This is a genomic window from Paenibacillus sabuli, from assembly GCF_014705605.1.
Lineage (GTDB): Bacteria > Bacillota > Bacilli > Paenibacillales > Paenibacillaceae > Paenibacillus_D > Paenibacillus_D sabuli.
The window spans coordinates 105,948-131,230 of the sequence record NZ_JACXIZ010000007.1 but is presented as its reverse complement, the minus strand read 5'-3'; the positions used below and the strand labels follow the sequence as shown (position 1 = coordinate 131,230).

The following is a 25,283-nucleotide window of genomic DNA, read 5'->3' as shown; positions in this document are numbered from 1 at the left end:
TCAGGCCTCCAGTTGGATGCGGCTTCCCGAGGAGGCCGCGGATTGTATGGCTTCGAGCAATTCCAGTGCGCGAATCCCGGCCAGCGCGCCGCTGTAGTCCGGCGCGCCGTGCAGCCGGTCCGCGAACTGCTGGTGCATGACGGACATGGCCGCTCCGCCCAGCGTGTGGGCGAAGGTCAGGTGCGCAGCGGCGCCGCCGCCGGGGCAGGTGTACGCTCCGACTGGCGCCTCGTCCGCGAGCCGGATCTCGAGCGCGCCGGTCTCCAGCCGGTAGCGTGCGTGACCGTGCGTGCCGTTGATCTCGAGCGTGTAGAGCGGCGTCTCCGGCGTGACATAGGCGCAATATTCCGTCTCGAGCACCGCGGTCGCGTCGCCCTCGAGCCCGAGCCAGACGAAGGCGGCGTCATCGCCGTCCGAGGCGGAGAAGCCGCGCGCCGTATGTGCCGCAATCCAGCGGGCCCGCCCGCCGAGCAGCTCCAGCAGATCGAGCATGTGGATGCCGAGCTGGAGCAGCCCGCCGCTCTGCTCGCGCTGCCGCCAGCCGGAGGGCGGAGCCGTGCGGGCGCTAGCGGAGACCATCTTGCCGCGCAGCGAGATCAGCCGGCCGAACGCGCCGTCCGCGAGCAGCCCGCCGAGCGCGCGGATCGCGGAATCGCCGCGAAAGCACATGAAGACGTCGAGATGGCGCTTGTGCCGCCGGGCGGCCTCCAGCATCCGTCTTGCCTCCGCGGCGGTCGGCGCCATTGGCTTCTGCACCAGCACATGCTTGCCTGCCTCCAGCGCCTCCAGGGCGAGCGGCAGATGCGTCGCATTGGGCGTGGCGATGTCGACCCAGTCGATCGTCGGATCGGCGAGCACCCGCTCATAGCGGTCAGTCGCGTCCGGGATGCCATGCCGCTCGGCGAGCTGCCGGGCGGCGTCCATGTCGCGATCGACGATTGTCTGCAGCCGCGATCCGCTTAGCGCCAGGTGGGCGGGGATGTGCATCGCCCGCGCCACTTGGCCGGCCCCGATCAGGGCGGCGCGCAGCGGCGGGAGCGATGGGGGATGGGGATGAGCGGTCATTGGTCGTACCTCCTTGCATTGGAGCCGCGTGCTGCGTCGGGGCTGACATCCAGGGCATCGGCAGCCGCCCGATCCGGCCGTTCGATGCGCGCGGGGGATGCTGCGCCTGTTGCACGATCCGCGCTACGCGCAGGGCTCGCGTCGTTCCCGTCGCCGTCTGCACGCGCCGCCGCGCCTTCTCGGCATGCGGCTGCTACATCTCCCGCTGCTGTATCGTCCGAGGCGACGGCACCGCTCGCAGGGGGTGCCGCTTGTTCGGCGCGCGCGCCAGTCGTCTGCCCCGGCAGCGGCCCGTGGCCTGCCAGCAGCTCCCGCAGCCGCGTGATGCTCCGCTCCGAGCAGGCGATCAGCGGCTCGACATGCGTCTCGAGCGTCAACACCGGGGCCGGCGCGGAGCCGGGCGGGTAGTCCTGCAGATAGGCGCTCAGAATATCCGCCCACGGCAGCCGGCCTTCGCCGAGCACGGCGAACGGATTGCGGCCGCGCCAGGCTGTCGTGAAGGCGTCCTTGACGTGGATGCCCGCGATATGGCGGCGAATCGAGAGATAGCCGGTCAGCGGCGACTCGCCGGCGATCCAGGCGTTGGCCGGGTCCCAATTGACCTTGAAGGCGGGGCTATCGACCGCAGCGATCAGCTTGGCGGCGTCCTGCGCCGTCTCGCAGCCGCTCATGAATTCGGTCTCCACGGCGAGCGTCATGCCGCATTCGTCCAAGCGCTCCGCCGCGCGCCGTAGATAGGGCAGCACAGCCGCGCGCAGCTCGGCGGGACGGTGCGTCTCGAAGTCCACCGCGGCGAAGCAGACAATCGTGCCGATCTCCAGCTCCTGCGCCATGGCAATCGAGGCTTCGAGTCTGTCGCGGAGCTGGGCCTCGAGCGTCATGGCGTCAGGCTCGCACTTGAACAGCCCGGGCGAGAGGGCGGTGTATGCCAGGTTATAGCGTGATTTCAGTTCCGCCAGCATCGGCGTCAATTGCGCCGCGTCGTCGGGGACGCGGCGGCCAAGGACCGTGCGCAGCTCGTAATGACGCAGCCCCATCGCGAGGCCCGCGCGCACGGCCTCCTCCGGCTGCTGCGTCAGCTCGTCTGTGACAATGGCGAGTTTCATTCGATCAGTCGCTCCTTTCTTACGGCCAGGCTTGCGGCTAGCTTTTAGCCACACATTCGAGATTCTAATGGACACCAGCGACGCTTAGCGCATCGGATAAGAGGCATTTCGCCGCCAAAGTGCCTCTAAGCGTCGCTCATGTCCGTTAAAGTCGGCAGACGGCCAAAATATGCGTCTAAGGTGCTCTGATGTCCGTTACAGGATGTGGCCGCGTCGCACACAGCGAGGCATTGCCGTTATCGCACCGGCTGCGACCGCGCAGCTCACGGCGAGGCGTTGCCGTTATCGTACCGGGAATTGGACGTCCCGTGTCGCCCTCTTTTGTGATAAAATGTTGCTGCGTTACGATGATGCGCACAACGCGGTGCGTCAGAAGAGGGGAAATGATGAGAAAGCAATCCGTATCATGAGGGAGTAGCCCGAATGAAGTGGAAGCGATCCGTATGAAGGGGAGCGATCCGTAGGAGGGGAGCGATTCGTATGAGAAGGTCCGCGCCGCTGGCGCTTAGCCGCGAGCCGTTCCAAAGCGCATTCCGCCGCTCCGGCGGCTCGGAATATAAAGATATCACGCATCTGCACGAGGGCATCGAAGTGCTATATGTCGAACGCGGAGCGGGCCAGGTGGTGATCGAGGGCCGGTCCGTGGCGGTCGGCAGCGGCACGCTGCTGTTCTTCCAGCCATTCCAGTTGCACAAGCTGAGCATGCGGCCGGTGGGTGATGCGCGGTATATCCGCTCGTTTTTCGTCTACGACCCGATCTGGCTGCATGCCTACCTGGCGCCGTTCCCGCAGCTGGCGGCCTTTCACCTCCAGCTGTGGAAGCGGCAGTGGACCTGCCAATGGCTCGCGGGCGTCGACGCCGATCATCCACTGGCGCTGGCGCTCCGGCAATTGGGCGACGAAGGCGGCTCCGAGGCCATCGAGGCCGTCCGCAGCCGCGCCTCCGATGACGACGAGGGCGACGCGAGAGACGACGAAGACCGGGGCCGTGAGGCGATCAACAGCGACGCGGCAGGCGGAGACGGGGCCAAAGACGAAGATGAAGCGGTGGGCGGCGAAGGCCAGGAAGACGATCGTACGAGGAGCAGCGCAGGCGCAGGCCGTGGGGCTGCCGGTGGTAATGTAGGATATTCGGGAGCGGGGACGACCGGCGGCGGGGAGACGGCCTCTTCGAGAACGGGGGCGGGCGGCAGCGCGGCGGCGGGCGAGGATCAGGCCTTGTTCGTGGCCGGCTTCCTCGGGCTGCTGCGGCGGTACCTGGAGGACGGGAGCGTCGCCGAGCACGCGGTTCGCAGGCCCGACAGCCACGCCGAGCGCGCCATGGAATGGCTGAATACGCACTACGACCGCCCTTTCCGGCTGGGCGAGCTGGCGGAGCATCTGCACCTGACGCCGGCGTATGTGTCGGCGCTGTTCCGCCAGGAGGTCGGCGAGAGCGTCAGCGATTACCTGACCGCGCGCCGGATCAAGGCAGCTTGTCATCTGCTGGCGACGAGCGAGCTGCCGGTCGGCCTCGTCGCCGAGCGCGTGGGCATCTCCAACACGTCGTACTTCTGCCGGTTGTTCAAGCGCCATATGGGCGAGTCTCCGCATCGTTTTCGGCGGCGGCTGGAGCGTGACGGCGGGCAGGGCGACTGAGGCTGTGATGGGACGGCAGTGCCAGAGGGGGCCGGTCCGGGCGACAGTCTATCATTGATGCGCGAGCTGCATATATTCGGAAGGGCTGAGGCCCTTCTTTTTTTTGAAGACGCGGCTGAAATAAAAGGCGTTGCCATAGCCCGTCTGCGCCGCGGCATCGGCGACGGAGCAGCCTTGCTGCAGCAGCAGCGTCGCCTGGTGAAGACGGATGTCGTGCAGGAAGTCGACAGGCGTCGTGCCAGTCTGCCGGCGGAAGAGCTGGCCGAAGTAAGAGGGCGAGAGCCCCGCGACAGCGGCGACCGTCTCCAGGGACAGCTTGCGCATATAGTGCGTCTCCATATAGGCCGCCGCCTCTTGCACCCGCTCACGGGTGCGGGGCGTCGCGCTCCCTGGCAGCGTCAACGGGCGCAGCTCGTCCAGCAGCAGCATGAACAGCCCGCGGCTGCGCAGCATGCCGCTCTCCGCGCCTGTGCCCCAGGCCAGATGCAGCTCGCGAAAAAGACGCAGGAGCCGCTCGAAGCCGGCCGGCCGGGAGAAGGTCGGCAGCGGCAGTGCAGGCACAGACGCGCACTGCGGCGGCTCGCTGCCCGGCGACAGCGCGGCGAGGCTGAAGTTGCCGCCCAGCACATGCAGGTACTGCGTGCGCGAGCTTTCGTACCCGAAGGCCTCGCGGGCCGGATGGTAGACGAGCATGCCCCGCTCGAGCGGCGTCGCCACGCCGTTCGTCCAGGCGATCCCCTCGCCGCCGGCGATGAGCAGCAGATTGTGAAAGGCGCGGACGCCGCTTGGCACGCGCCAGCTCCGGTGCGCGCGGCGGTCGACGATATGATGCAGCGTCGGGACGAGCGTAGCATAAGGCCATTCAGATGTGTCGTGTGTGTCGTGGACGGTGTCCATACGCGCCTCCTGCCGGGACATTTTCGAAGCGGCCACTGGGGAGAAGTCTTCGAGCACGCCGCTATTTTTCTCCAGTATACCAGAATAGCCTGAAGCAGGATCGAGAGATCGGATAGAACAGGCGCGGATCGGATATGGACAGCGGCAGACGAGGGGGTATGATGGACGTAGTGCGGCTTCCGTGCAAGCGGATCATCGGAGAGGGAGCGTACGCGCAGGGACAAGGCGGCGGGCAGCCGGGATGCCGCGCGTCGCGCGTCAAGGCGCAGTGGCTGGCGCCGTCCTTTGCGTCAAAAACGGCATGCGTGGCATGCCTACAAGGAGCTGAACGTACAAATGGAGAGCTTTATCGATGCCGGAGCATACGGCTTTTGCCCGGAGGCGAGCGGGCGGGACAATGCGGCGGCGCTGCAGCGCGCCCTGGACCAGGGAGGCACGGTCGTCATCGGCCGCGCAGGGGCGTACAAGCTGGCCCGCACGGTATATATCGGGAGCCATACGTCGCTGGTGTGCGGCAACGGAGTGTTCGTGGAAAAGTTTACGAGGAAGGGCCGTTCTCCCATGTGCTGCTCAACAAGGGCGCGCTGAGCCGGACCTGGGACGAGCATATATCAGTAATCAACCTGCAGCTCCGCGTGAACGGGATCGACGTGCGGACCTTCCGGGACGTGTTCGGTCTGCACGGACAGCTTGCGTTTTTCTATGTCCGGGACCTGCTGATCGAGCGCTTTCGCTGCTACGATCTGGGCAGCCGCCAGTACGGGATTCACGTCTGCACCTTCGAGGATCTGATCGTCCGCGACGTCATCGTCAAGGGCGACAAGGACGGCGTCCACCTCGGCCGGGGCCGGCGCTTCCTGATCTCGGGCTGTACCTTCGAGACGTATGACGATGCGGTGGCGCTCAATGCGCATGATTACGACGTCGGCAATCCGGAGCTGGGCTGGATCGAGGACGGCGTAATCGAGAACTGTCACGATCTCGCGCGCGACGACGCGAATGAAGGGACCGTCGGCTATTTTTGCCGCATCCTGGCCGGGGCTTGGACAGATTAGACGGCGGGCATGCAGGTGCAGAAGTCGGACACGGTCGTCTCCGAGGGCCGGCTGTACCGGGTCAAGGCGGACCCGGACGGGAAGGTGTATACGTCGCATACGCGCCCGGTCCATCTGCAAGGCACGGAGGAGCTGGACGGGATCGCCTGGGCGATGGTGCAGAGCGACGTCACGTATACCGCGGGCGTGCGCAATGTCACCTTCCGCAACATCTTTTTGCGTAAGGCGCGCACCGCCTTCTCCGTGCACTTCGACAACGACCGCTTCAGCCGCTCCTACTACCCGGGCGCACCGGTGCCGCTGCAGGAGCAGCTCGTCTTCGATCAGGTGCGCGTCTTGCACGAGCACGCCAAGCCGCTGCTCGCGATCAACACGCCGATCGACGCGATTGCCGTGACGTCGAGCCACTGCCGCGACAATCCGATCGTCTTCCGCGGCAACCGCGCGATGTCCGACTACGGCGTCACCCGGCTGCAGCTGGCGGGGGGCAGCTATGGCTACGCGGGCGCGATGAATCTGGTGGAGAACGAGGTGCCCGGCAAGCGCATCGTGCTCCGGGCCTGGGGCAGCATGCCTCGTCACGAGGCATTCGAGGCGCGGCTCGTCGCCGGGCCGGGCACGATTGAGGCCGAGACGGATCTGTAGAAGCGATGGGGAAACGGCTGCCGCCGTCTGGGCTATCTCTAACCGCATCACCATCACTGGCGCCGCTGTTTCGCTGATGAACTGCAAAAGTACAGTTCTTTTGATTGCTAACGGCCGACACGATTGAATGAACTGCAAAAGTACAGTTATTTGATCGTATTTTCCTGTAAAATGCGAAATACGGATGAAATAACTGTATTTTTACATTTGAAAAGGGCGAAAAGCTGATTTCCATATAAAATAGCTGCACTTTTACAGTCCGCGTAGAGGGGAGGAGGCAGATGCATCGCCGCGCGTCCGAGCAGCCCCGAGCGGCCGTGGTCGGGTTCGTGCAGCGCCACGTGTTCGGCAATCCCGAGCAGCCGTGGTCGGGTTCGTGCAGCGCCGCGCGTCCGAGCAACTCCGGGCAGCTGTGGCCTGTCTCGCTGCATCGTCGCGCCCCCGCCCAACCGGCATGCGTCTGTCTGACCCCCATGCGTCCGCGCGACCCGGCCGCGTCAACGGGACACGGCGCGCATCCTGGGCAGTCGGCATGCGTTCGCAATCGTGACGAGAGTCTGGTGCTACTCGGCGCTGCCTTGTGAGCAGGCCTTCGGCGCTTTATACTTAGACCAAAAGCACACGCGGGCAGGCCGCCCTGGCCGGGATCAAGCGCCTGACGGTTGCAAAGGAGATGCGCATGATGCCGAAAAGAAGATACGTCAATACGGACGGCTCGTCCAACATCAAGTCGTTCGCGGAGCTGCGGCAATGGCAGAAGGAGCGCCGCACGAAGAACAAGGATCTGTCCTACAAGGTACCGCGCGTCGAGCCGGACACGGCGCGGCTGGCCGCCAACCGGGAGCGGGCGACGCTCACATTCGTCGGACACTCGACCTTCCTCGTGCAGCTCGGCGGGCTGAACATCGTCACCGATCCGGTGTGGGCGAATTGGATGGGCTTCAGCCGCAGATTGTCGGCGCCGGGCCTCCCGATCGAGGCGCTGCCTCCGATCGACGTCGTGCTGCTGTCGCATGCGCACTACGACCATCTGCATCTCGCCAGCCTGCGCCGCTTGCCCGGCGACTATGTCGCGCTCGTGCCCGAGGGGCTCGGCGACTGGATGCGGCGCAAGGGCTTCCGGCGCGTGGAGGAGCTGTCTTGGTGGGAGGAGCATCGCATCGGCGCGGTCGCCTTCGCCTTCGTGCCGGCCCGGCACTGGACGCGGCGCACTCCGTGGGACACGAATACGTCGCACTGGGGCGGCTGGGTGCTGCGCGCATCGCCCCAGGGGGCGCCCGGCGAGGCGAGCGGAGACGCAGGTCACGCGGACAGCGCAGCGGCGGCTGCCGCCAGTAACGCCGCCGCGGCGGACACGCTCTACTTCGCCGGGGACAGCGGCTACGACGAGCGGCTGTTCCGCGAGATTGGCGAGCGCTACACCGGCATCGGCGTCGCGCTGCTGCCGATCGGCGCCTATGAGCCGGAATGGTTCATGAAGGATTCGCATATGACGCCCGAGGAGGCGGTGCGGGCATTCGCCGATCTCGGCGCCGCGCACTTCGTGCCGATGCACTACGACGCCTACCGGCTCGCCGACGATACGGCCAGGGAGGCGCTGGACCGGCTGCAGGCGGCGTGGCGGCAGCGCGGCCTGCAGCCGGAGCGGCTATGGACGATGGCGCTCGGCGAAACGAAGCTGTGGGACGGCGAGGATACGGCTGCCGCCGCGAGACCATGAGAGGCGCCGCGCCATCGTGACAGGCGCGGCAAGTAAAGTGAAATCGGATAAGAAAAAGACATCCCGGACAACGAAATCGTGGTCCGGGCTCTTTATAATGGGGATAAATGCGGCTCTAACGTGGAGGTAACGATGCGAAATGCAATTGCGGCGAGCCCGGCCGCCCCTGTTCGAAGAAAATTTTGGAATGTCGCCCATCTGCCGTTTTACGCGATGATCTTGCCCGGACTGCTGTATTTTATCCTGTTCAAATACGTGCCGATGTTCGGGCTGCTGATCTCTTTTCAGCAGTACGATCCGTTCGTCGGCTTCCTCCGCAGTCCGTGGGTCGGCTTCGATCATTTCAGACGACTGTTCCTGGAGCAGGACTTCCTGCTGCTGCTGGCCAATACGCTATGGTTCGCGTGCCTGGATCTGCTGCTGTTCTTCCCCGCGCCGATCGTGCTGGCGCTGCTGCTGAACGAGGTGCGCGCGCGCCGCTTCCGCAACGTCGTGCAGACGATCATGTACGCGCCGCACTTCATCTCCTGGGTCGTCATCGTGTCGTTGACGATGACGCTGTTCTCCTCGCAGAGCGGGATGATCAACCAGTGGCTGGAGGCGGCGGGGCTCGGCGCGATCGAGCCGTTCGCCAAGCCGGAATGGCTGCGGCCGATGTGGCTGCTGCAGAACATCTGGCAAGGGATGGGCTGGGGCTCGATTCTGTACCTGGCGGCCCTCGCCTCGATCGACACCTCGCTCTACGAGGCGGCGCGGGTGGACGGCGCCGGCCGGCTCCGACAGATCTGGCATATTACGCTGCCGGGCATTCGTTATGTCATCGTGGTGATGTTCATTCTGCGGCTCGGCAACTTCATGGAGATCGGCTTCGAGCATATCTACCTGCTGCAGAATCCGCTGAACTTCCACGTGTCGGACGTGTTCGATACGTTCGTCTACCGCACCGGCATTCTGCAGCGCGACTACAGCTATTCGGCGGTGGTCGGGATGTTCAAGTCGCTGGTCGGGCTGGTGCTGGTGCTCGGCGCCAATCGGCTGGCGCGCAGGCTCGGGGAAGAGGGGGTATATTGACCGATGCGAAGCAGACAGCCTGTGCAGGCTTTTCAGCTCCTGATCATGGCCATTTTATTCGCGCTGGCGCTGGCGGTCGTCTTTCCGTTCGCGCTGACCGTCTTCAGCTCGCTGGCCTCCGACAAGGAGCTGCTGATGAAGGGGGCGGTGCTGTGGCCGCAGGAGTGGACGCTGGACGCGTATCGATTCCTGCTGGACAATCCGCAGTTCACCCGTTCGTTCACCAATGCGGTGATCATCACCGTAGTCGGCACGACAATCAACATGACGCTGACCGTGCTGATGGCCTACGGCCTGGCGCAGCCCGATGTGCGCGGCCGCAAGCTTTTGAATTTCATGGTGCTGTTCACGATGCTGTTCCACGGCGGCATGATTCCGACTTATCTGGTCGTCAACGCGCTCGGCCTGATCGGCTCCTACTGGTCGATCTGGCTCGTCAATGCGATCGCGCCGTTCAACATGATCATCATTCGCAGCTATTTTCAGACCTTGCCCAAGGAGTTGAAGGAATCGGCCCGCATCGACGGCGGCGGCGAGTTCAACATCCTGCTGCGTATCATCCTGCCGGTCTCGATGCCGACGATCGTCACCTTTACGCTGTTTTACACCGTGGTCAACTGGAACACGTATTTTCAGGCGGTGTTGTATCTCAATGACATGGACAGCTACCCGCTGCAGGTGTTTTTGCGTCAGGTGCTGATCGTCAATCCGTCCGAGCTGGGGCTGGCCGTCACGGATGCGGGCTATCAGTATACGGAGGGGGTCCGCCATGCGCTGATCTTGATCGCGGCCTTGCCGCTGCTGGCAGTCTACCCGTTCATGCAGAAGCATTTCAGCAAAGGGATGATGATGGGCTCCGTCAAAGGATAAAGGGCTTTGTCAAATGCCCGAAAATTGCGTATGGTTGAGGTATTACGGCTCCGCAGGAGCCTGCGAATACAGGGGGAGTCCAATGTATCATGTGCTGGTCGTCGAAGATGAGCCGCTGATTCGGGATGCCGTGGTGGAGATGGTGCAGCAGATGGAAGGCTTCAAGGTGACGGGCGAGGCCGCGAGCTGCGAGGAAGGCTGGCGGCTCATGCAGGAGCTGTGGCCGACGCTGGTGATCACCGATATCCAGCTGCCGGACGCCGACGGTCTGGAATTGCTGCGGCGCATCCGCACGCAGCAGCTGCCGGTCGTATCGATCATTATCAGCGGGCACGACAACTTTCCGTATGCGCAGCATGCGATCCGGTTGAACGTGTCGGAGTATCTGCTGAAGCCGATCTCGGAGCGCGAGCTGCACGGCGCGATGACCCGCTCGATCAGCCGACTGGCGGCCTTCGCCGAGCCCAATCAACTGCTGCTGGAGATGCAGGCGTTCATTGACGGCATGCCGGACAGTCAATCGGTGCAGCTATTCGAGCGGGCCGACCGGATCGTCGACCGCATCTTCGGTACGCGGATGCAGGACCCCGGCGCGCGGATTAGCTACAGCCATATTTTTGCAGCCAAGCTGGTCGACTGCGTCAAGGCGATCGATCCGACCTATGCCGACAGCGGGCTGCCGGAAGAGGCGGGACGCCATCAGGTGCGGCTGTACATGCGCGAGCTGCTGCACGAATGGATTCGGCAGTACCCGCAGTTTGCGGGCAGCAACATGAAGCTGGTGATCGCGCGTGCGATCACATACATGGAAGACCATCTGACGGAAGACATGACGCTCAAGCAGATCGCCGATTACTCCAATCTGAGCGCGTCCTATTTTGGAGTGCTGTTCAAGCAGCATACGGGCAAGAGCTACGTCAACTATTTCAATCAGCTGCGGGTGGACAAGGCGCTCGAGCTGCTGCGCAGCTCCGATCGCAAAATCTACGAGATTGCGGAAGCCGTCGGCTTTGCCTCGCTGCCCTACTTCAACCGGGTATTCAAGCAAGTGCTGGCCATGACGCCCAATGAATACCGGAAGCGGTTAGGCCTATGAGATGGGGGCGCTGGATCCACCGCTTTTCGATCCGATTGAAGCTGATCGTGCTTCTACTGACCGCGACGCTGTCCGCGATCGCACTGACGGGTGCATTATCGCATTATTTCTATATGGAGGCAGCCAAAAAAGATTTCTTCCAGTTCGCGGACGATGCTTCTTACCGATTGAACCGCCAGCTCGAGCTCTATTTCGAACAGATGAAAATATCGGTGTCCTCGATGCTGGCCGGCCCGCTCCCCAACCGCAACGATCTGACGCGGTCCGCGGAGCAGGTCGGCCTCATTCAGAATTGGCTGGCCGACTCGGGTCCGACGCCGCTGTTGCGCCTGGCCGATCTGCAGGATGTGCTGAACAACTATGTGGCGTTGAATTACGACGAGGTCGACAGCATCTATCTGATGGCGGCGGACGGGCGCACCGTGTCCAATCTGCAGAACCTGAATCGAATCGACGCGTCCTACCGGCAGGAGCCGTGGTTCACGATGGAGCCGGCCGAGGCGCTCAAGGTGCTGCCGACGCATCGGTCCGGGCAGACGGGCCGGCCCGTCATCTCGCTCGTACTGCCGATCTTCTCCACCGACACGATGCAGCTCGCCGGGCGGCTGGTGATCAATCTGCGCATCAGCGATCTGGAGAAGACGTTCGTCCGCACCTCGCTGGCGGACAAAGGGTATTTTTTGATCGTATCGCAGGACGGCACGGTGGTCGTTCACCCCGACTCGCAGCTGCGCGGCGAGCCGCTCGCAGAGACGGCGCTGGCCGCCCTGCGGCTCGATTCGCCGTCCGCCGTGCAGACGCTGCAAGGCACGGAGATGCTGATCTCCAGCAGCGTCTCGGAGCTGGCCGACTGGAGAGTGGTGGCGCTGATCCCGTTCGAGCAGATGGCCAGCGGGGTCAGGGTGGCGCGCAATGCGGCGATTGCCGCGATGCTGATCCTGGTCGCGATCGTGCTGATCCTCGTCCCGGTCGCCGCGCAGCGCTTCACGCGGCCGCTGCGCCGGCTCAAGCAGCTGATGGAGCAGGTGGAGCAGGGCAATCTGGAGGCGCGGGCGGCCGTCGTGCCGGGCAAGGACGAGATTCAAGTGCTGAGCCACAGCTACAACCGGATGTCGAGCCGGCTCAGCAAGCTGATCGACACTGTCGCCAAAATGAAGGTGAACGAGATGCACATTCTGCTCGGCCAGAAGGAAGCGATGATCCGGGCGCTGCAAAACCAGATCAATCCGCATCTGCTGTACAACACGCTGGAGATCATCAACAGTCTGGCCTATGTCGAAAAAAACGAGCGCATTCAGATCATTGCGAAAAACCTCGGCGATTACTACCGGTATACCGCCTCGATCAAAGAGCCGTCCGTTACGCTGCAGGACGAGCTGGAGCACGCGCGGAAGTACCTGGAGATCGTCAAGATTCGCTTTCCGCGGCATTTCCAAAGCCGGTTCTACGTCAATGAAAAATACTTCGAACAGCGCATCGTCAAGTGCTCGCTGCAGCCGCTCGTCGAAAACGCGGTCAAATACGCCGTCGAGCCGAAGCAGGGCAACGGCACCGTAATTGTCAGCGCTTACGATGCGGCGGACGAGCTGGTCATCGAGGTGGCGGACAACGGCGACGGCATCCCCGCGGACAAGCTGGCGGCCTTGCAGCGCATGCTGGACGGCATCGGGGAGCAGACGGACGAAACGCTGGCGGGCAGCCTCTCGCTGGGCATCGCCAACGTGCACGCCCGGCTGGTGCTGCAGCACGGTCCCCGCTACGGCGTGTCGATTACGACGTTCGCGGGCAGGGGCACGGTCGTGTCGGTCAAGGTGCCGCTGCAGGCGGAGCAGTGAAAGGAGAACGAAAGATGGAGCAAGCGAAAAAAGCGCGGATCACAGTCGGACAAGAACGGGCGGAGCATCTGGTCAGCCCGTTTTTGTTCGGCCATTTCATCGAGGATATCGACGATCATATGCCGGCAATGCTGGCCTACCCGCTGCGCAACATGGACTTCGAAGAGGAGGACGGCAACGGCGACGGCGTGTCCGGCTGCTGGTATCCGCTCGGCTGCGGCAAGCATACCCGCTATGCGCTGGAGCCGGCTGCGCGGGGGCACGGCGGGCACAGCCAGAAGGTCCGGCTGTTCAACAAGGACCGCTGCGCGGCCGGCATCGGACAGGCGATGGAAGCGGCGGGCGGGATAACGTACCGGCTGCGTCTCGTCGTCCGGGCGACGCCGGAGATCCGCATGCTGCGGATCCAACTGGCCGACCGGGCGAGCGGCGAGCTGCTGGGCAGCGCGGATCTGGAGGTCCGGAGTCACCGCTGGGAGACGCTGGAGGGGAGCGTGCGCGCATGGCGCGACTGCGCCGCGGCCGAGCTGCAGATCTGGGCGGAGCCGCTGCCGGCGGCGGACTGGGAGGATTCGGTGTCGACGGGGCAGGTCTGGTTCGATCACATTTCCCTGCTGCCGGAGGACCATGTCGCGCTGCTCAAGCCGCAGGTGTTCGCGATGGCTCGCGAGCTGAACGCCGGGATGCTGCGGCTCGGCGGCAATGCAATCAGCCTGTACCACTGGGAGGACTTCGTCGGACCGGCGGCGCTCAGGCCCAACTATGTGAGCGAAGCCTGGGAGGACGCGGGCCAGATCCACAAGTACTTCGGCACCGACGAATTCATCGCGCTGTGCCGGCGTCTGGGGGTCGAGCCGCAGATCTGCGTCAATATGGGCACCGGTACGGCGGCGGAGGCGGCCGATTGGGTCGAATATTGCAACGGCGGCGCCGATACGCCGCTGGGGGCAGTGAGAGCGGCGAATGGGCACCCGGAGCCGCACGGGGTCGCGTATTGGGAGCTCGGCAACGAGATGTACGGGCCGTGGCAGGCCGGGGTCTCCACACCCGAGCGCTACGCCGCGCAATATGTGGCGTTCGCCGATGCGATGAAGGCGCGGGACGGCTCGATCCGGCTGCTCGGCTGCGGCACCGCTCGCGACGAGCTGGCGCCGGGCTGGAACCGCACGGTGCTGGAGCGGGCGGGGGCGAAGATGGATTACTTGACGCTCCATCTATACCAGGGGCGCAATTTCTTCCCGATCGACGCGCGCACGCCGGCGCCGGAGCGCTTCCGGGCGATGGTCGCCTTCCCGGAGATCGCCCGGGCCGTATTCGATGACATCCGGGCGCTGCTGGACGCGCGGGCGGAGCTGCGGCAAGTGAAGCTGGCGGTGACGGAGTGGAACACGATGTACTTCCCCAATCCCGATCTGCCCAATGCGCATACACTCGAGGCGGCGGTCGCCAATGCGTGCCTGCTGAACGAGATGATGCGCCAGGGCGATCTGGTGCAGATCGCGAACTTCTCCGACCTCGTGAACGGCTGGGTCGGCGGCTGCATCCGGGTCGGAGACGGCTACGAGCGCATGAAGCGCCCCGGCTGGAGCGGCCGGGGCGAGGTCGTGTTCGGCACGGCGACGTACCACCTGCTGCGCATGTATGCGCGTCGTCGCCCGCATCGTCTGGTGGAGACGGACGTGCGCTGCGGCCGGTTCGACGCAGGACAATCGGCGCTGCCGCTGCAACTGGGCGACCTCCAGGAGCTGGACGTCGTCGGCGCCGTGACCGAGCCGGGCGATACGCTCCTCCTCTTCGTCGTCAATCGTGCGCTGGAGGCGGCGCCGCTGAGCTGCGACCTGGCGGCCTGGCAGCCGCTCGGCGAAGCGACTGTCCGCGAGCTGGCGGGCCCCGGCTGCGAGGCGCGCAATACGATCGACGAGCCGGAGGCGATCCGGGAGGTCGTGCGCACGGTGCAGCTGGACGGCGCACGCTGGGAGGCCGTGCTGCCCCCGCATTCCGTCACCGTGCTGGAGGCGTTTTTAGAAGTAAGGGGTCCAAATTCAAGTAATTCGGGAGGTTAAATGTTGGCGTTAGTTTTCACCGCACTTCTATCCCGCCCCCACATTCGGTGAAATCGGATAACATTTCGCGTTTCTGTGTAACGCATCGGCTCCCGCAGCATGGCATACTGAGAGCAGCAAGGCGATGAACCGGCTGCCTTGCGGCCGGAGGGAGAAGGAGGAGCGGCATGGACGCGCATGTGCGAATCGAGCGCTCCGCCCGCAGCGTGAGCGAGTGGCGGGTCGACAAGCGCATATTTGGCAAGTTTTTCGAAATGAACGGCCGCGATACGTATCCGGGCATCGTGGAGGATTGTATCGCCAACGGCTCGTTCGAGCAGTGGCACGCGAAACGAAGAAAGGACGGCACCAACCTGCCCTGGACGATGCGAACCGAGGTGATGTACCGCGATACGCCGGTCACGCCAGGCCTGGCGTATCCGTGGGAGCCGGTCAGCGCCCGCGCAGGCACCTACGCGCAGCCGGAGGGCGGGAGGCACGGCAAGTCGGAGTGGAAGCGATTCCAGCGCTTCGCGCTGGACGGGACGGGCGAGCGGCGCGGGGTGGCGCAGCGGATCACGCTGCCCGACACGCGCACGCCGGCGTATCGGCTACAGTTGTATGCGCGCGCTTCGAACCCGAATGCACGCCTGTACGCCGCGCTGGAGGATCAGGGGGGGACGGTGCTGGCCGAGGGCGTCGTCCAGTTGGGCGCGGCGTGGGCGCATCATGCGCTCGATCTGACGTTGTCCCGGGCCAGCGCGCAGCGCTTCCGGGACTCGCCGTTCGGCGAATACCGGCTCAGCCTGACCGCCGAAGCGGACGGGCCTGGCAACGTTGACCTGGATTGGGTGCGGCTGGCCTCCGGCGATGCGGTGGAAGGGCTGTACAATCCGGAGACGATTGCGCTGCTGCGGCGCTATCATGTGACGACGATCCGCTGGGGCGGCAATTACGCCAATGAATACAATTGGCGGGACGGCATCGGGCCGTGGGAGCAGCGGCCGGTGCGCGACAATCTGAATTGGGGCGGGCTGGAGCCGAATTACTTCGGGACCAACGAATTTTTGCGATTCTGCCAATTGGCGGGCGCGGAGCCGCTGCTCAATATCGGCTTCAGCCGCGACCTGCCGCCCGAGCTGGCGGCCGAGTGGGTGGAATATGTCAACGGCGGCGCCGATACGCCGCTGGGTCGGCTGCGCGCCGAGCACGGCTATCCCGAGCCGTGGGGCGTCCGGCTGTGGCAGGTCGGCAATGAGACGTACGGCGACTACCAGTTCGGCTACACGGATTCGCTCGACTTCGCCGCGCGCATCCAGACGTATACCGCGGCGATGAGGCGCGTCGACCCGGACATCACGGTGCTGATCGCCGGCGAAGACCCGATGTACGTCGATTATTCGGAAGTGCCGGGGCAGCCGCCGCTCTGGAACGAGCGCGTGCTGCGGATCGCCGGACCGGCTCATGTCGACGGCCTGGACATTCATCAGTACACGCGGGGCATCCGCGATCCCGGTCTGCGCCGGCAGTGGCTGGACGACAATCGGGCCGACCCGGTGCACTACAATCAGGTGCTGGTCGCTTATCCGACCCAGTACGAGGCGCTGATCTGCGAGCTCAAGGCGCTCGGGGCGCAGCACGGCTTTCATCCGCTCGCCCTGGAGATCGGCGAGTGGAACCTGGAGCCCGAGACGGATCCGGACTGGCCCAGGGCGGAGTACGAGACGATGGCGCACGCCTGCTACGTCGCCTCGATGCTGAATGTCTTCATCCGCCAGGGCGACGCCGTCCGCTATGCCTATCAGCGGGACAATACGCTCTATTCCCGGGCGTACCCGGTCGATATGCGGCCGGTCAATCCCGGCAACGACACGTCGCGGCTGTATGCCGAGCCGTTCATGCGGACGGATACGAGCTGGCGCAGTCTGACGCTTGCAGGGGAGGGCGCGACCTTCGACATGCCGGCGACCTGGGTGCGGATTCGCCCGATGCCCGGCATTGCGTATCTCGATACGGCGGCGATCCTCTCGGATGCGGGGGACGAGCTCGTGCTGTTCGCCGTCAATCGCGATCTCTCGGCCCCGCGCACGCTGCGGATCGAGGGCGACGGTCGGGAGGGCGCGGCCGAGTCGGCCGCGCTGCTGCAGCACGCCGACACGCCGTTCCTGCGCCAGGACGACTGGCGCGGCCCTGCGGGCTATCGCATCGCGGCGGCGCAGCTGCGCGCCTCGCGCGGCGGGGCCGCCGAGCTGACGATGCCGCCCGGCTCGGTGGCGCGCATCACATTCCGATTCACAGAGAAGAGGGGATCGATACGATGAAGAAGCTGATCATGATCTGTGCGCTGACGCTGGCAGCCGGCAGCCTGGCTGCCTGCTCGTCGGACAACGGCGCCGCGTCCGGCGGCGCGAATACGGGTACGGAGGCATCGCCGTCTGCCGAGACGCCCGCCGATGACGGCGCCGAGCATCTGGAGATTGCGCTGATGATGCCGCAGTACGCCGAGATCGGGCCGGACAACGACTCCGAGCTGGTGCAGCGGCTGAACGAGGAGCTGAACGTCACGCTCGACCTGCAATGGACGCCGGGCGCGAGCTACAACGACAAGATCAGCGTGCTGGCCGCCTCCAACAGTCTGCCCGACGTCTACCGTGTGACGACCCAGGACTACATGCAGTGGCGCGACAAGGGCGTCTTCCTGGACGTCAAGCCGCTGCTCGGCGATTATCCGAATCTGACGGAGCAGCTGCCCGAGGAAGCGTGGCAGGAGCTCAATGACAACGACCATTATTACGGCCTGCCCTATTACAGCATCCCGCATCTGTTCTCGCTGGCGATCCGTCAGGACTGGCTGGACAATCTTGGCCTGGAGATGCCGCAGACGGTCGATGAATTCTATGCGGTCGCCAAGGCGTTCGTCACCGACGATCCCGACGGCAACGGCCGCGCCGACACGACCGGCTTCTCGATTATCGTCAACGACAGCGGCCGCTTCGAGAATGCGGAATATTTGCAGGGCGCCTTCGGCCTCGGCAATGAATGGGCGCTGCAGGACGGCGAGCTGGTGGCGATGCAGGCGCAGACGGAGGAGCTCAAGGCGTTTATCGGCTTTTTGCGGACCGCCTACGAGGAGGGCGTGCTCGATCCCAACTTCCTGGTAATGAAGCCGGCCGACGCGCGCAACAAGCTGTGGAACGGCCAGGTCGGCATCCAGCGGGTCAATGCGAACGAGGTGCTGCGCCTGGATGAGCCGAACGTGCAGAAGAATGTGCCGGAGGCCGAGCTGGTGCAGCTGGACCCTCCGGCCGGCCCGACCGGCATCCGCGCGCTCCAGACGGACGGCATGGGCCAGACCAAGGTCGTCATCAATGCCAAGATCGACCCCGTCAAGCAGCAGCGCATCCTGAAGCTGCTCGATTACATGCTCTCCGAGGAGGGCTACGATCTGATCAAGCATGGCGTCGAAGGCGTCGATTACGAGCAGACAGCAGACGGCGCGTACCGGAAGCTCGAGACCAAGAATGCCGGCAATCTGCTGTCGATCAATTTTTTCCGGCGCGCCGACAATGGCATCCAGCTGCACAAGTACAGCGACCCGGCCTATGTCGAAGCGGTCGAGCAGTGGCTGAGCAACAACGGCAAGTACGACTGGCCGAACCCGGGACTCGGGCTGGCGGTGGAGACGGAGGCGTATCAGTCGGCGAACTTCGCCACCCTGAACACGAAGTGGATGTCGGCGATGGTCAAGGTGATCACGGGCGAGGCTCCGCTGGAGGAAATCGACAGTGCGGTCAGCGCCTGGCTGGCAGGCGGCGGCGAGCAGCTCACGGCGGAAGTGAACGAGATCTACGACGCGCGTCAATAAACGAACGGGAGGCGATCTGGGCATGAAAAAGGCCGGTATATGGACGATGACGGCGGTGCTGCTGACGACCTTGTGGGGGAGCGGCTGGGCGCCGGAGCAGGCGGATGCCGCGACGGCGGCCGTCATTTCGATCGATACGAGCGATACGACCACCTATAATCCCGATTTTCGCGGCTTCAACAATGAACCGGAGCGCACCGCGCTCGTCATGGACGATCCCGATTTTATTCAGGCGGCGCACGATTACGGCCGCATCGGCTTCGTCAGATGGCCGGGCGGCACGCCGACCAACAGCTTCTCCTGGAAGCTCGGCCTCACCGATTCCGAGTATACGGGGCAAGCGCAGGGAGAGCCCCGGCGTTACTACAATCAGCTGTATGCGAAGCGCTATCAGATCGCCAAGGGCGGCGAGCGTATCTCCGACTATGTGACGTTCCTGCAGCAGACGGGGGCCAAGGCGGTCATCATGGTCAATGTGCTGCAGTACAACCCGGAGCAGGCGCGCGATCTGGCCAAGTATCTGTATGAGAATCATGTGCCGGTGCTGTATTTCGAGCTGGGCAACGAGATTTCGTTCTACGTGTCGGACAGCGGCAACCAGCAGCCGGCCTTCAAGACCGGCACGGATTATCTGGACCGGGTCAAGGTGTTCAACGACGTCATCAAGTCGGCCTACCCCGGCGCCCGCACGATCGTCTCGATGAGCAACAAGCAGGTGGCGAGCTTCGACGAGGACGTCTACGATTATCCGACGCCGTATTGGGACGCGATCACGACGCATCGCTTCGTCGGCAACGGGGCGAATGCCGCCGCGGCGATGACCGACGCGAACGGCTATCTGTCAGGCTGGAACAGCCTGATCGCCAATGAATACGTCGCCAATCTGAGCGATCCGGAGATCTTCATCGGCGAGCACGGGGTGCAGCTCGGCGGCCTGCTGGACAATACGCAGTACGGCGGCATCTACGTCAGCGAGTCGGTGCTGCGCCTGATGACGAACCCGAATATCTCCTACCTGGCGGGCTATCGCTTCACCAACGGCGTCTTCACGCCGGCCGAGAGCCACGGCGCGGTGCTGGAGGACGCCTATCAGGACGGCAATACGGTCGATACGGCGGCGTTGGACTTCGAGCCCTATTACAGCACGCCGGCCGCCTCGCTGCAGGTCATCGACGGCGCGGTCAATCAGGGCACGGTCGCCTGGGGCACGACCGTGACGGGCGGAGACACCGTCAGTCGGACGGGCGGCACGATGCCGGCGCTGTTCGCGCAGGCGATCCGCGGCGACAACGGCCGCAATTACGTCGTCATTACGAACAAGTCGGCCAATGAGCACGAGGTGGATATTCGCTTGGACGGCAGCAGCGTCGCCGCCGCGATGACCAAGACCTATACCGCCTCAGCCGATCCGCTGACCACGAACAGCCCGAGCGCCCCGGGCGCGGTGACGGTGCAGACGGCCGCGACCGGCAATCCGGTGCTCGTGCCGCCGTACAGCGTGATGCGGGTGGAATGGTCGCGCGGTACCGGAGCCGACGCGCCGCGCGCGACGGCGCTGATGCATACGGAAGCAGGGAACGGCCAGGTCGCGCTGAACTGGCAGCCGGCGCTCAACGCGACGGGCTACCGGGTCAAGTACGGCACCGCCTCCGGCAGCTATACGACGACGGTGGACGCGGGCAATAACCTGAGCCGCACGATCACCGGCCTGTCCAACGGCAGCACCTACTACTTCGCCGTGACGGCCTACAATGCGACCGGCGAGAGCGCCGTCTCCAACGAGACGTCGGCGACGCTGTCTCCGCCGGCGGCGCCGCTGGCGCGGCGGGCGTACGCCGAGACGTTCGGCAATCTGGCCGTCGAGTGGCAGAGCGTGCCCGGAGCTGCTGGCTACCGGCTGTACTACGGCACGGCGTCCGGCTCCTACACGGAGACGGTCGAGGTCGGCAATAATCTCGGCCAGCTGGTGACCGGTCTGACGCCGGGCGCAACCTATTACTTCACGGTCAAGGCGTACAACGGCCGGGGCGAGAGCCCGGCGTCGGCGGAGCTGTCCGCGACGGTGGGGGGATGGCTGCCGCTCGCGCCGCACCATGCCGTCATCACGAGCGAATCGGCGGGCTCGATCAGCCTGAGCTGGAATCCGACCCGCACGGAGACGTACCGCGAATACTTCGAGGACGGCGTCGCCAACAATTGGACGCCGCGCATCGGCGCCTGGTCGATCTACACCGACAGCGCCCGGCAGGCGAACTTCTACCGCGCTCCGCTGGAGGGGACCGGGCTGACCGTGTTCGCCAGCAGCGCGACCGGCGACTACGAGGGCGAAGCGATGGTCGAGCAGGGAGCGGAGGCCCTCGGCAAGGCAGCCTACGCTTACGGCGTCGTGGCCCGCTATGTGGACGATGCCAACTACTACAAGTTCGTCTACAACGTCAACGAGGATCGCTTCAAGCTCGTCAAGGTCGTGAATGGCGCCGAGACGGTGCTGGCGAGCAGGACCCGGGCCGATCTGAACGCGCCGCTGCTGGATCCGACCCAGCTGCTCATGCATATCCGGGTCGAGGGCAATACGATCCAGGGCTCGATCAATCATCTGGGCCCGATCCTGACCGCCACCGACACCGCGCATCCGAGCGGCAGGTTCGGCTTGTACACGCTCAATGAGCAGGCGAACTACAATTCGGTGCGCATCTACCGCAACAATACGGCCAGCTACACGGTCTACCGCAGCACGCAGCCGCATACGAACTTCGCCGCGCTGCAGAGCGGCATCACGGGCACGACGTATACCGACGCGAGCGCGACGCCGGGCACGACCTACTACTATTACATCACGGCCGACAATGCCAACGGCTCGAGCTACCATCACTCGAACACGCTTCGCAAAAATTAACAGGAGGTGAGCGCGCATGACAGCATCCCGATCGGCCGGAGCGCCCGCCTATGTGATGGGCTACTTCCGCTCCGGCCCGGGACAGACGCACAAGGTCGAGCAGCTGCACTATGCGTACAGCCGCGACGGACGGCGCTGGTACGAACTGAACGGCAATCAGCCGGTGTGGGCGTCCTCGCTTGGCGAGGGCATCCTGCGCGACCCGTTCATCGGGCGCGGCGCGGACGGCCGCTGGCATCTCGTCTTCACGATCCGTCCGATGGGCCCGTCGATTGGCTATGCGGCCTCGGACGATCTCATGCACTGGACGGACGAGCGGGCGCTGCCGCTCATGGCAGGCGTGCCGGATACGGTCAACAGCTGGGCGCCGGAGTTCCACTGCGACCTACAGACGGGCGAGCATCTCGTCTATTGGGCCTCCAGCACGGGATTGGACCTCGGCAACAGCAAGCACTATGCCGCAAGTACCCGGGACTGGTCCGCCTTCTCCGAGACGGGGCTGTTCTTCGATCCGGGCTTCCAGACGATCGACGCCAGCCTGGCCGAGCACGGCGGCCGGCATTATATGGCGGTGAAGGACGAGAGCCACGTCTACGAGCCGGAGCGCTTCCCGCATCCGCCGTGCAATGTACTGGCGGTCGCCGACCGGGCGGAGGGGCCGTACACGCTGGTGCCGGGCTTCCGTACGCCGGATTATACGGAAGGGCCGGAATTCCTGTGGCTCGCCGACGAGCGCAAGTGGCTGCTGCTCTACGATTACTGGGCCTACGGCAAGTTCGGCGTCATGGAATCGGAGGACCTGATTCATTGGTCGGAGGAGCTGGACGAGCGCCGCGTGCGCTTCCCGTACCGGGCACGGCACGCGACCGTATTCGCGGTGGCGGAGCCGGAGCTGGCCCGGCTGCTGGCGCGCTACGCGCTGGTGGCCCACTACAAGACGACGACCTATGCGCCGGTGCGGGTCGCGTCGGCGGAGCCGGACGGCTTCCTGCACGACGCCTTCGCCATGCGCACCGTGACGATGCAGATCCGGCCCGAATCGCTCGCCGGCACGCAGCTGCTGTACGACGAGGGCGATGCGTGCAACGGTCTGGCGCTGCGCCTGCGCGACGGCCGGCTGGAGGGCGTCGTCTGCTCGAGCGGCGTCCGCCTGACGGTCGCCGGCGCCGGCGGCTTGCTGGTCGCGACGCAGTGGCAGACGGTCGCGCTCGTCTACGAGGAAGGCGCGCTGCGCTTGCTGGCCGGCGGCGCAGCCGCCGAGGCGCGCGCCCCGCTCGCGCTCGTCCGGGCCCATGACGGCCCGGGCGGCTACGGCGGCCGCTTCGGCGAAGACGCGTTCGGCGACGCCGACGGCCGCGCGGCCTTCGCCGGCGCGATCCGCCATGTGCGGATCTACTCCGTGCCGCTGCGCGAGGCGGATGTCGCGCTGCTGGAGCGCGAGAATGGGAAGGAGTGATGCCATGACGACGCAAGCCGCGATTACCGTCGACACCGCGTCCCCGTCGGCGCATCGCGTCAATCCGTACCTCTTCGGCCACTTCGTCGAGGACATCCGCGATCATATGGACGCGATGCTGGCCTTCGTGCTGCGGGATATGGACTTCGAGGAAGAAGCCGACAGCCGCGGCGTGTCGGCGGGGTGGCACGCGGTGACCGATGGCCGCAATACCGAATACGGCCTGGAACCGGCCGCGCCGCGCCACTCCGGTCATAGCCAGCGCATCCGCATCCTGAGAGCGGACCGTTGCCGCGGCGGCATCGGGCAGCCAGTCAGCGTGGCTGGCGAGACGACGTACCGACTGGAGGTCGTGGCGCGCGCCGCCCCGGACCTGCGTGCGGCCTACTGCGCACTGGTCGACCGCGCGAGCGGGGAGCTGCTGGCCCGGGTCGAGCTGCCGCTGCGCGGGCACCGCTGGCACACGTATGAGGCCGAGCTCGCCCCGATCCGCGCATGCGAGCATGCCGAGCTGCGCCTCTATCTGTCGGCGGAGGAGGAGGAGGAGACATGGCGCGACGGGGTCGGCTCGGGCACGATCTGGCTCGACCACATCTCGCTGCTGCCTGCCGACAGCATCGGCTGCGTGAAGCGCGAGGTCGTCGAGCTGACGCGCCGGCTGCGCCCGGGCATGATGCGGCTGGCCGGCAACCATATCAGCGCGTATCACTTCGAGGATGCGATCGGCCCGTCGCTGGAGCGGCCGAATATGCGGAACGAAGCGTGGGGCGGCTGGACCAATAAGTATTTCGGCACCGACGAATTCCTTCGCTTCTGCCGGGATACGCGCACCGAGCCGCTGATCTGCGTCAACGCCGGCACCGGGACGCCGGAGGAAGCGGCGGCCTGGGTGGAATACTGCAACGGCGGCCCGGATACGCGCTACGGCGCGCTGCGCGCCCAATACGGCTATCCCGAGCCGTACGGCGTCCAATACTGGGAGATCGGCAACGAGATCTACGGTTCGTGGCAGCACGGGCACTGCACGGCGGAGCAATTTGCCGAGCGCTACAATCGCTTCGCCGACGCGATGAAGGCGGTCGACCCGGCTATCGTGCTGCTCGCCTGCGGCGACTGCGATCCGGACTGGAATCGCACGTTACTGCGCCATTCGGCGGCCAGGCTGGACATGCTCACCCTGCACATCTATCACGGCTTCGGCACGGTCGGCATCACGCCGCAGACGCCGCAGGAGACACGGTATCCGGCGATGGTGTCCTTCCCCGAGGTGAGCCGGGCGATCCTCGGCAGGACGGAGGCGGTGCTCGCGGAGGATCCGGCCTACGCGCACGTGAAGCTGGCGATCACGGAGTACAATACGATGTATTACCCGAATACAGTGCGCGAGGGGCGGCCGATGGAGCATACGCTGGAGGCGGCGGTCGCCAATGCGGCGCACTTCAACGAGCTGCTGCGCCAGTCCGCCCTGGTGCAGATCGGCAGCTACTCCGATCTGGTCAACGGCTGGCTCGGCGGCTGCATTCGCGTCGGCGACCACTATGCGGATCAATGCCGCGGCCGGCTGCCGGGGTGGAGCGGGCATAGCCGGGCGGTATACGGCACGCCTACGTATCACATCATGGCGCTCTATGCGAGCCGCCCGATCACCCGCGTGCTGCCGGTGCGGACGACGTGCGGGAGCTATGCCTGGTCGCCGGGCCCCGATCGCTACGGCGCGGACCCGGGACCGTTGCCGGTGCTGGACGTGACGGCGGCGCTCGACGAGACGGGATGCGCGCTGACGGTGTTCGCGGTCAATCGCGGGCTGGAGGCGGTGGACGCGAGGCTCGAGTTGGGCGCGTTTGCGTCCGCGTCCGAAGCCACGCTGTGGGAGCTGAGCGGCGACGACCCGGAGGCGATCAATTCGGCATCGGCGCCCGCGGCGCTGACCGTGCGCGAACGCCGTGTGGCGCTCACGGGCGACCGTCCGCGGCTGGCGCTGCCGCCGCATGCGGTGTGCGTGCTCGAGGTGCGGCGTTAGGCTGGC

19 protein-coding genes are annotated in these 25,283 nt (G+C 65.2%); 15 read left to right on the top strand and 4 right to left on the bottom strand.

Annotated features, from left to right (window positions below; genetic code table 11):
* Both IDH44_RS02390 and IDH44_RS02385 read right to left on the bottom strand, forming a co-directional pair.
* Complete coding sequence (locus tag IDH44_RS02390; RefSeq protein ID WP_190914311.1) at nt 1–1,065, bottom strand: Gfo/Idh/MocA family protein; 1,065 nt, start codon at nt 1,063–1,065, stop codon at nt 1–3.
* Nucleotides 1,062–2,171, bottom strand: a complete 1,110-nt coding sequence (locus tag IDH44_RS02385; protein WP_190914309.1) for a sugar phosphate isomerase/epimerase family protein — start codon at nt 2,169–2,171, stop codon at nt 1,062–1,064. The genes IDH44_RS02390 and IDH44_RS02385 overlap by 4 nt, the downstream gene beginning before the upstream one ends.
* Before the next feature lie 480 nt (nt 2,172–2,651).
* Between IDH44_RS02385 and IDH44_RS02380 the strand changes: the two genes are divergently transcribed.
* Nucleotides 2,652–3,809, top strand: coding sequence for an AraC family transcriptional regulator (locus IDH44_RS02380; RefSeq protein ID WP_190914307.1), 1,158 nt, complete (start codon nt 2,652–2,654; stop codon nt 3,807–3,809).
* A gap of 51 nt (nt 3,810–3,860) precedes the next feature.
* On the opposite strand, the gene IDH44_RS02375 is transcribed toward IDH44_RS02380, so the two are convergent.
* Nucleotides 3,861–4,706: a helix-turn-helix transcriptional regulator gene (locus tag IDH44_RS02375; protein WP_190914305.1), complete on the bottom strand. Its 846-nt coding sequence runs from the start codon at nt 4,704–4,706 to the stop codon at nt 3,861–3,863.
* A gap of 336 nt (nt 4,707–5,042) precedes the next feature.
* On the opposite strand from IDH44_RS02375, the gene IDH44_RS02370 reads away from it, so the two are divergent.
* The 3 genes from IDH44_RS02370 to IDH44_RS02360 are packed head-to-tail and all read left to right on the top strand — an operon-like array spanning nt 5,043 to nt 6,406.
* Nucleotides 5,043–5,294: a hypothetical protein gene (locus tag IDH44_RS02370; RefSeq protein WP_190914303.1), complete on the top strand. Its 252-nt coding sequence runs from the start codon at nt 5,043–5,045 to the stop codon at nt 5,292–5,294.
* The gene (locus IDH44_RS02365; protein ID WP_190914301.1) at nt 5,270–5,761 is read left to right on the top strand and encodes a glycoside hydrolase family protein; all 492 of its coding nucleotides are present in this window, start codon (nt 5,270–5,272) and stop codon (nt 5,759–5,761) included. Before IDH44_RS02370 ends, IDH44_RS02365 begins: the two co-directional genes overlap by 25 nt.
* Before the next feature lie 15 nt (nt 5,762–5,776).
* Nucleotides 5,777–6,406 carry a hypothetical protein gene (locus IDH44_RS02360; protein WP_190914299.1) on the top strand — a complete coding sequence of 210 codons (630 nt, stop codon included), beginning with the start codon at nt 5,777–5,779 and terminating at the stop codon, nt 6,404–6,406.
* A gap of 146 nt (nt 6,407–6,552) precedes the next feature.
* On the opposite strand, the gene IDH44_RS02355 is transcribed toward IDH44_RS02360, so the two are convergent.
* Complete coding sequence (locus tag IDH44_RS02355) at nt 6,553–6,837, bottom strand: hypothetical protein (RefSeq protein ID WP_190914297.1); 285 nt, start codon at nt 6,835–6,837, stop codon at nt 6,553–6,555.
* A gap of 251 nt (nt 6,838–7,088) precedes the next feature.
* Between IDH44_RS02355 and IDH44_RS02350 the strand changes: the two genes are divergently transcribed.
* The 11 genes from IDH44_RS02350 (at nt 7,089) to IDH44_RS02300 (ending at nt 25,277) form a co-directional block, all read left to right on the top strand.
* On the top strand, nt 7,089–8,126 hold the full coding sequence (locus IDH44_RS02350) for an MBL fold metallo-hydrolase (protein ID WP_190914295.1): 1,038 nt from the start codon (nt 7,089–7,091) through the stop codon (nt 8,124–8,126).
* A gap of 132 nt (nt 8,127–8,258) precedes the next feature.
* Complete coding sequence (locus IDH44_RS02345; RefSeq protein WP_190914293.1) at nt 8,259–9,197, top strand: ABC transporter permease; 939 nt, start codon at nt 8,259–8,261, stop codon at nt 9,195–9,197.
* Nucleotides 9,198–9,200: 3 nt separating this feature from the next.
* Nucleotides 9,201–10,067 (top strand): carbohydrate ABC transporter permease, encoded by an 867-nt coding sequence (locus IDH44_RS02340; protein WP_190914291.1) that lies wholly within the window; start codon nt 9,201–9,203, stop codon nt 10,065–10,067.
* Between the two features lie 82 nt (nt 10,068–10,149).
* Nucleotides 10,150–11,163 carry a response regulator gene (locus IDH44_RS02335; RefSeq protein ID WP_190914289.1) on the top strand — a complete coding sequence of 338 codons (1,014 nt, stop codon included), beginning with the start codon at nt 10,150–10,152 and terminating at the stop codon, nt 11,161–11,163.
* Entirely contained in the window at nt 11,160–12,998 is a 1,839-nt protein-coding gene (locus IDH44_RS02330) for a cache domain-containing sensor histidine kinase (protein WP_190914287.1), read from the top strand. Before IDH44_RS02335 ends, IDH44_RS02330 begins: the two co-directional genes overlap by 4 nt.
* Before the next feature lie 14 nt (nt 12,999–13,012).
* Entirely contained in the window at nt 13,013–15,061 is a 2,049-nt protein-coding gene (locus IDH44_RS02325; RefSeq protein WP_190914285.1) for an alpha-L-arabinofuranosidase C-terminal domain-containing protein, read from the top strand.
* A 167-nt stretch (nt 15,062–15,228) separates the two neighbouring features.
* Nucleotides 15,229–17,361, top strand: a complete 2,133-nt coding sequence (locus IDH44_RS02320) for a hypothetical protein (protein ID WP_190914282.1) — start codon at nt 15,229–15,231, stop codon at nt 17,359–17,361.
* Nucleotides 17,358–18,905 (top strand): extracellular solute-binding protein, encoded by a 1,548-nt coding sequence (locus tag IDH44_RS02315; RefSeq protein WP_190914280.1) that lies wholly within the window; start codon nt 17,358–17,360, stop codon nt 18,903–18,905. Before IDH44_RS02320 ends, IDH44_RS02315 begins: the two co-directional genes overlap by 4 nt.
* A gap of 22 nt (nt 18,906–18,927) precedes the next feature.
* Nucleotides 18,928–21,801 carry a fibronectin type III domain-containing protein gene (locus tag IDH44_RS02310; protein ID WP_190914278.1) on the top strand — a complete coding sequence of 958 codons (2,874 nt, stop codon included), beginning with the start codon at nt 18,928–18,930 and terminating at the stop codon, nt 21,799–21,801.
* 16 nt (nt 21,802–21,817) lie between these two features.
* Nucleotides 21,818–23,257: a family 43 glycosylhydrolase gene (locus IDH44_RS02305; protein ID WP_190914276.1), complete on the top strand. Its 1,440-nt coding sequence runs from the start codon at nt 21,818–21,820 to the stop codon at nt 23,255–23,257.
* A 4-nt stretch (nt 23,258–23,261) separates the two neighbouring features.
* Nucleotides 23,262–25,277, top strand: coding sequence for an alpha-L-arabinofuranosidase C-terminal domain-containing protein (locus IDH44_RS02300; protein WP_190914273.1), 2,016 nt, complete (start codon nt 23,262–23,264; stop codon nt 25,275–25,277).
* Nucleotides 25,278–25,283 lie beyond the last annotated feature (6 nt).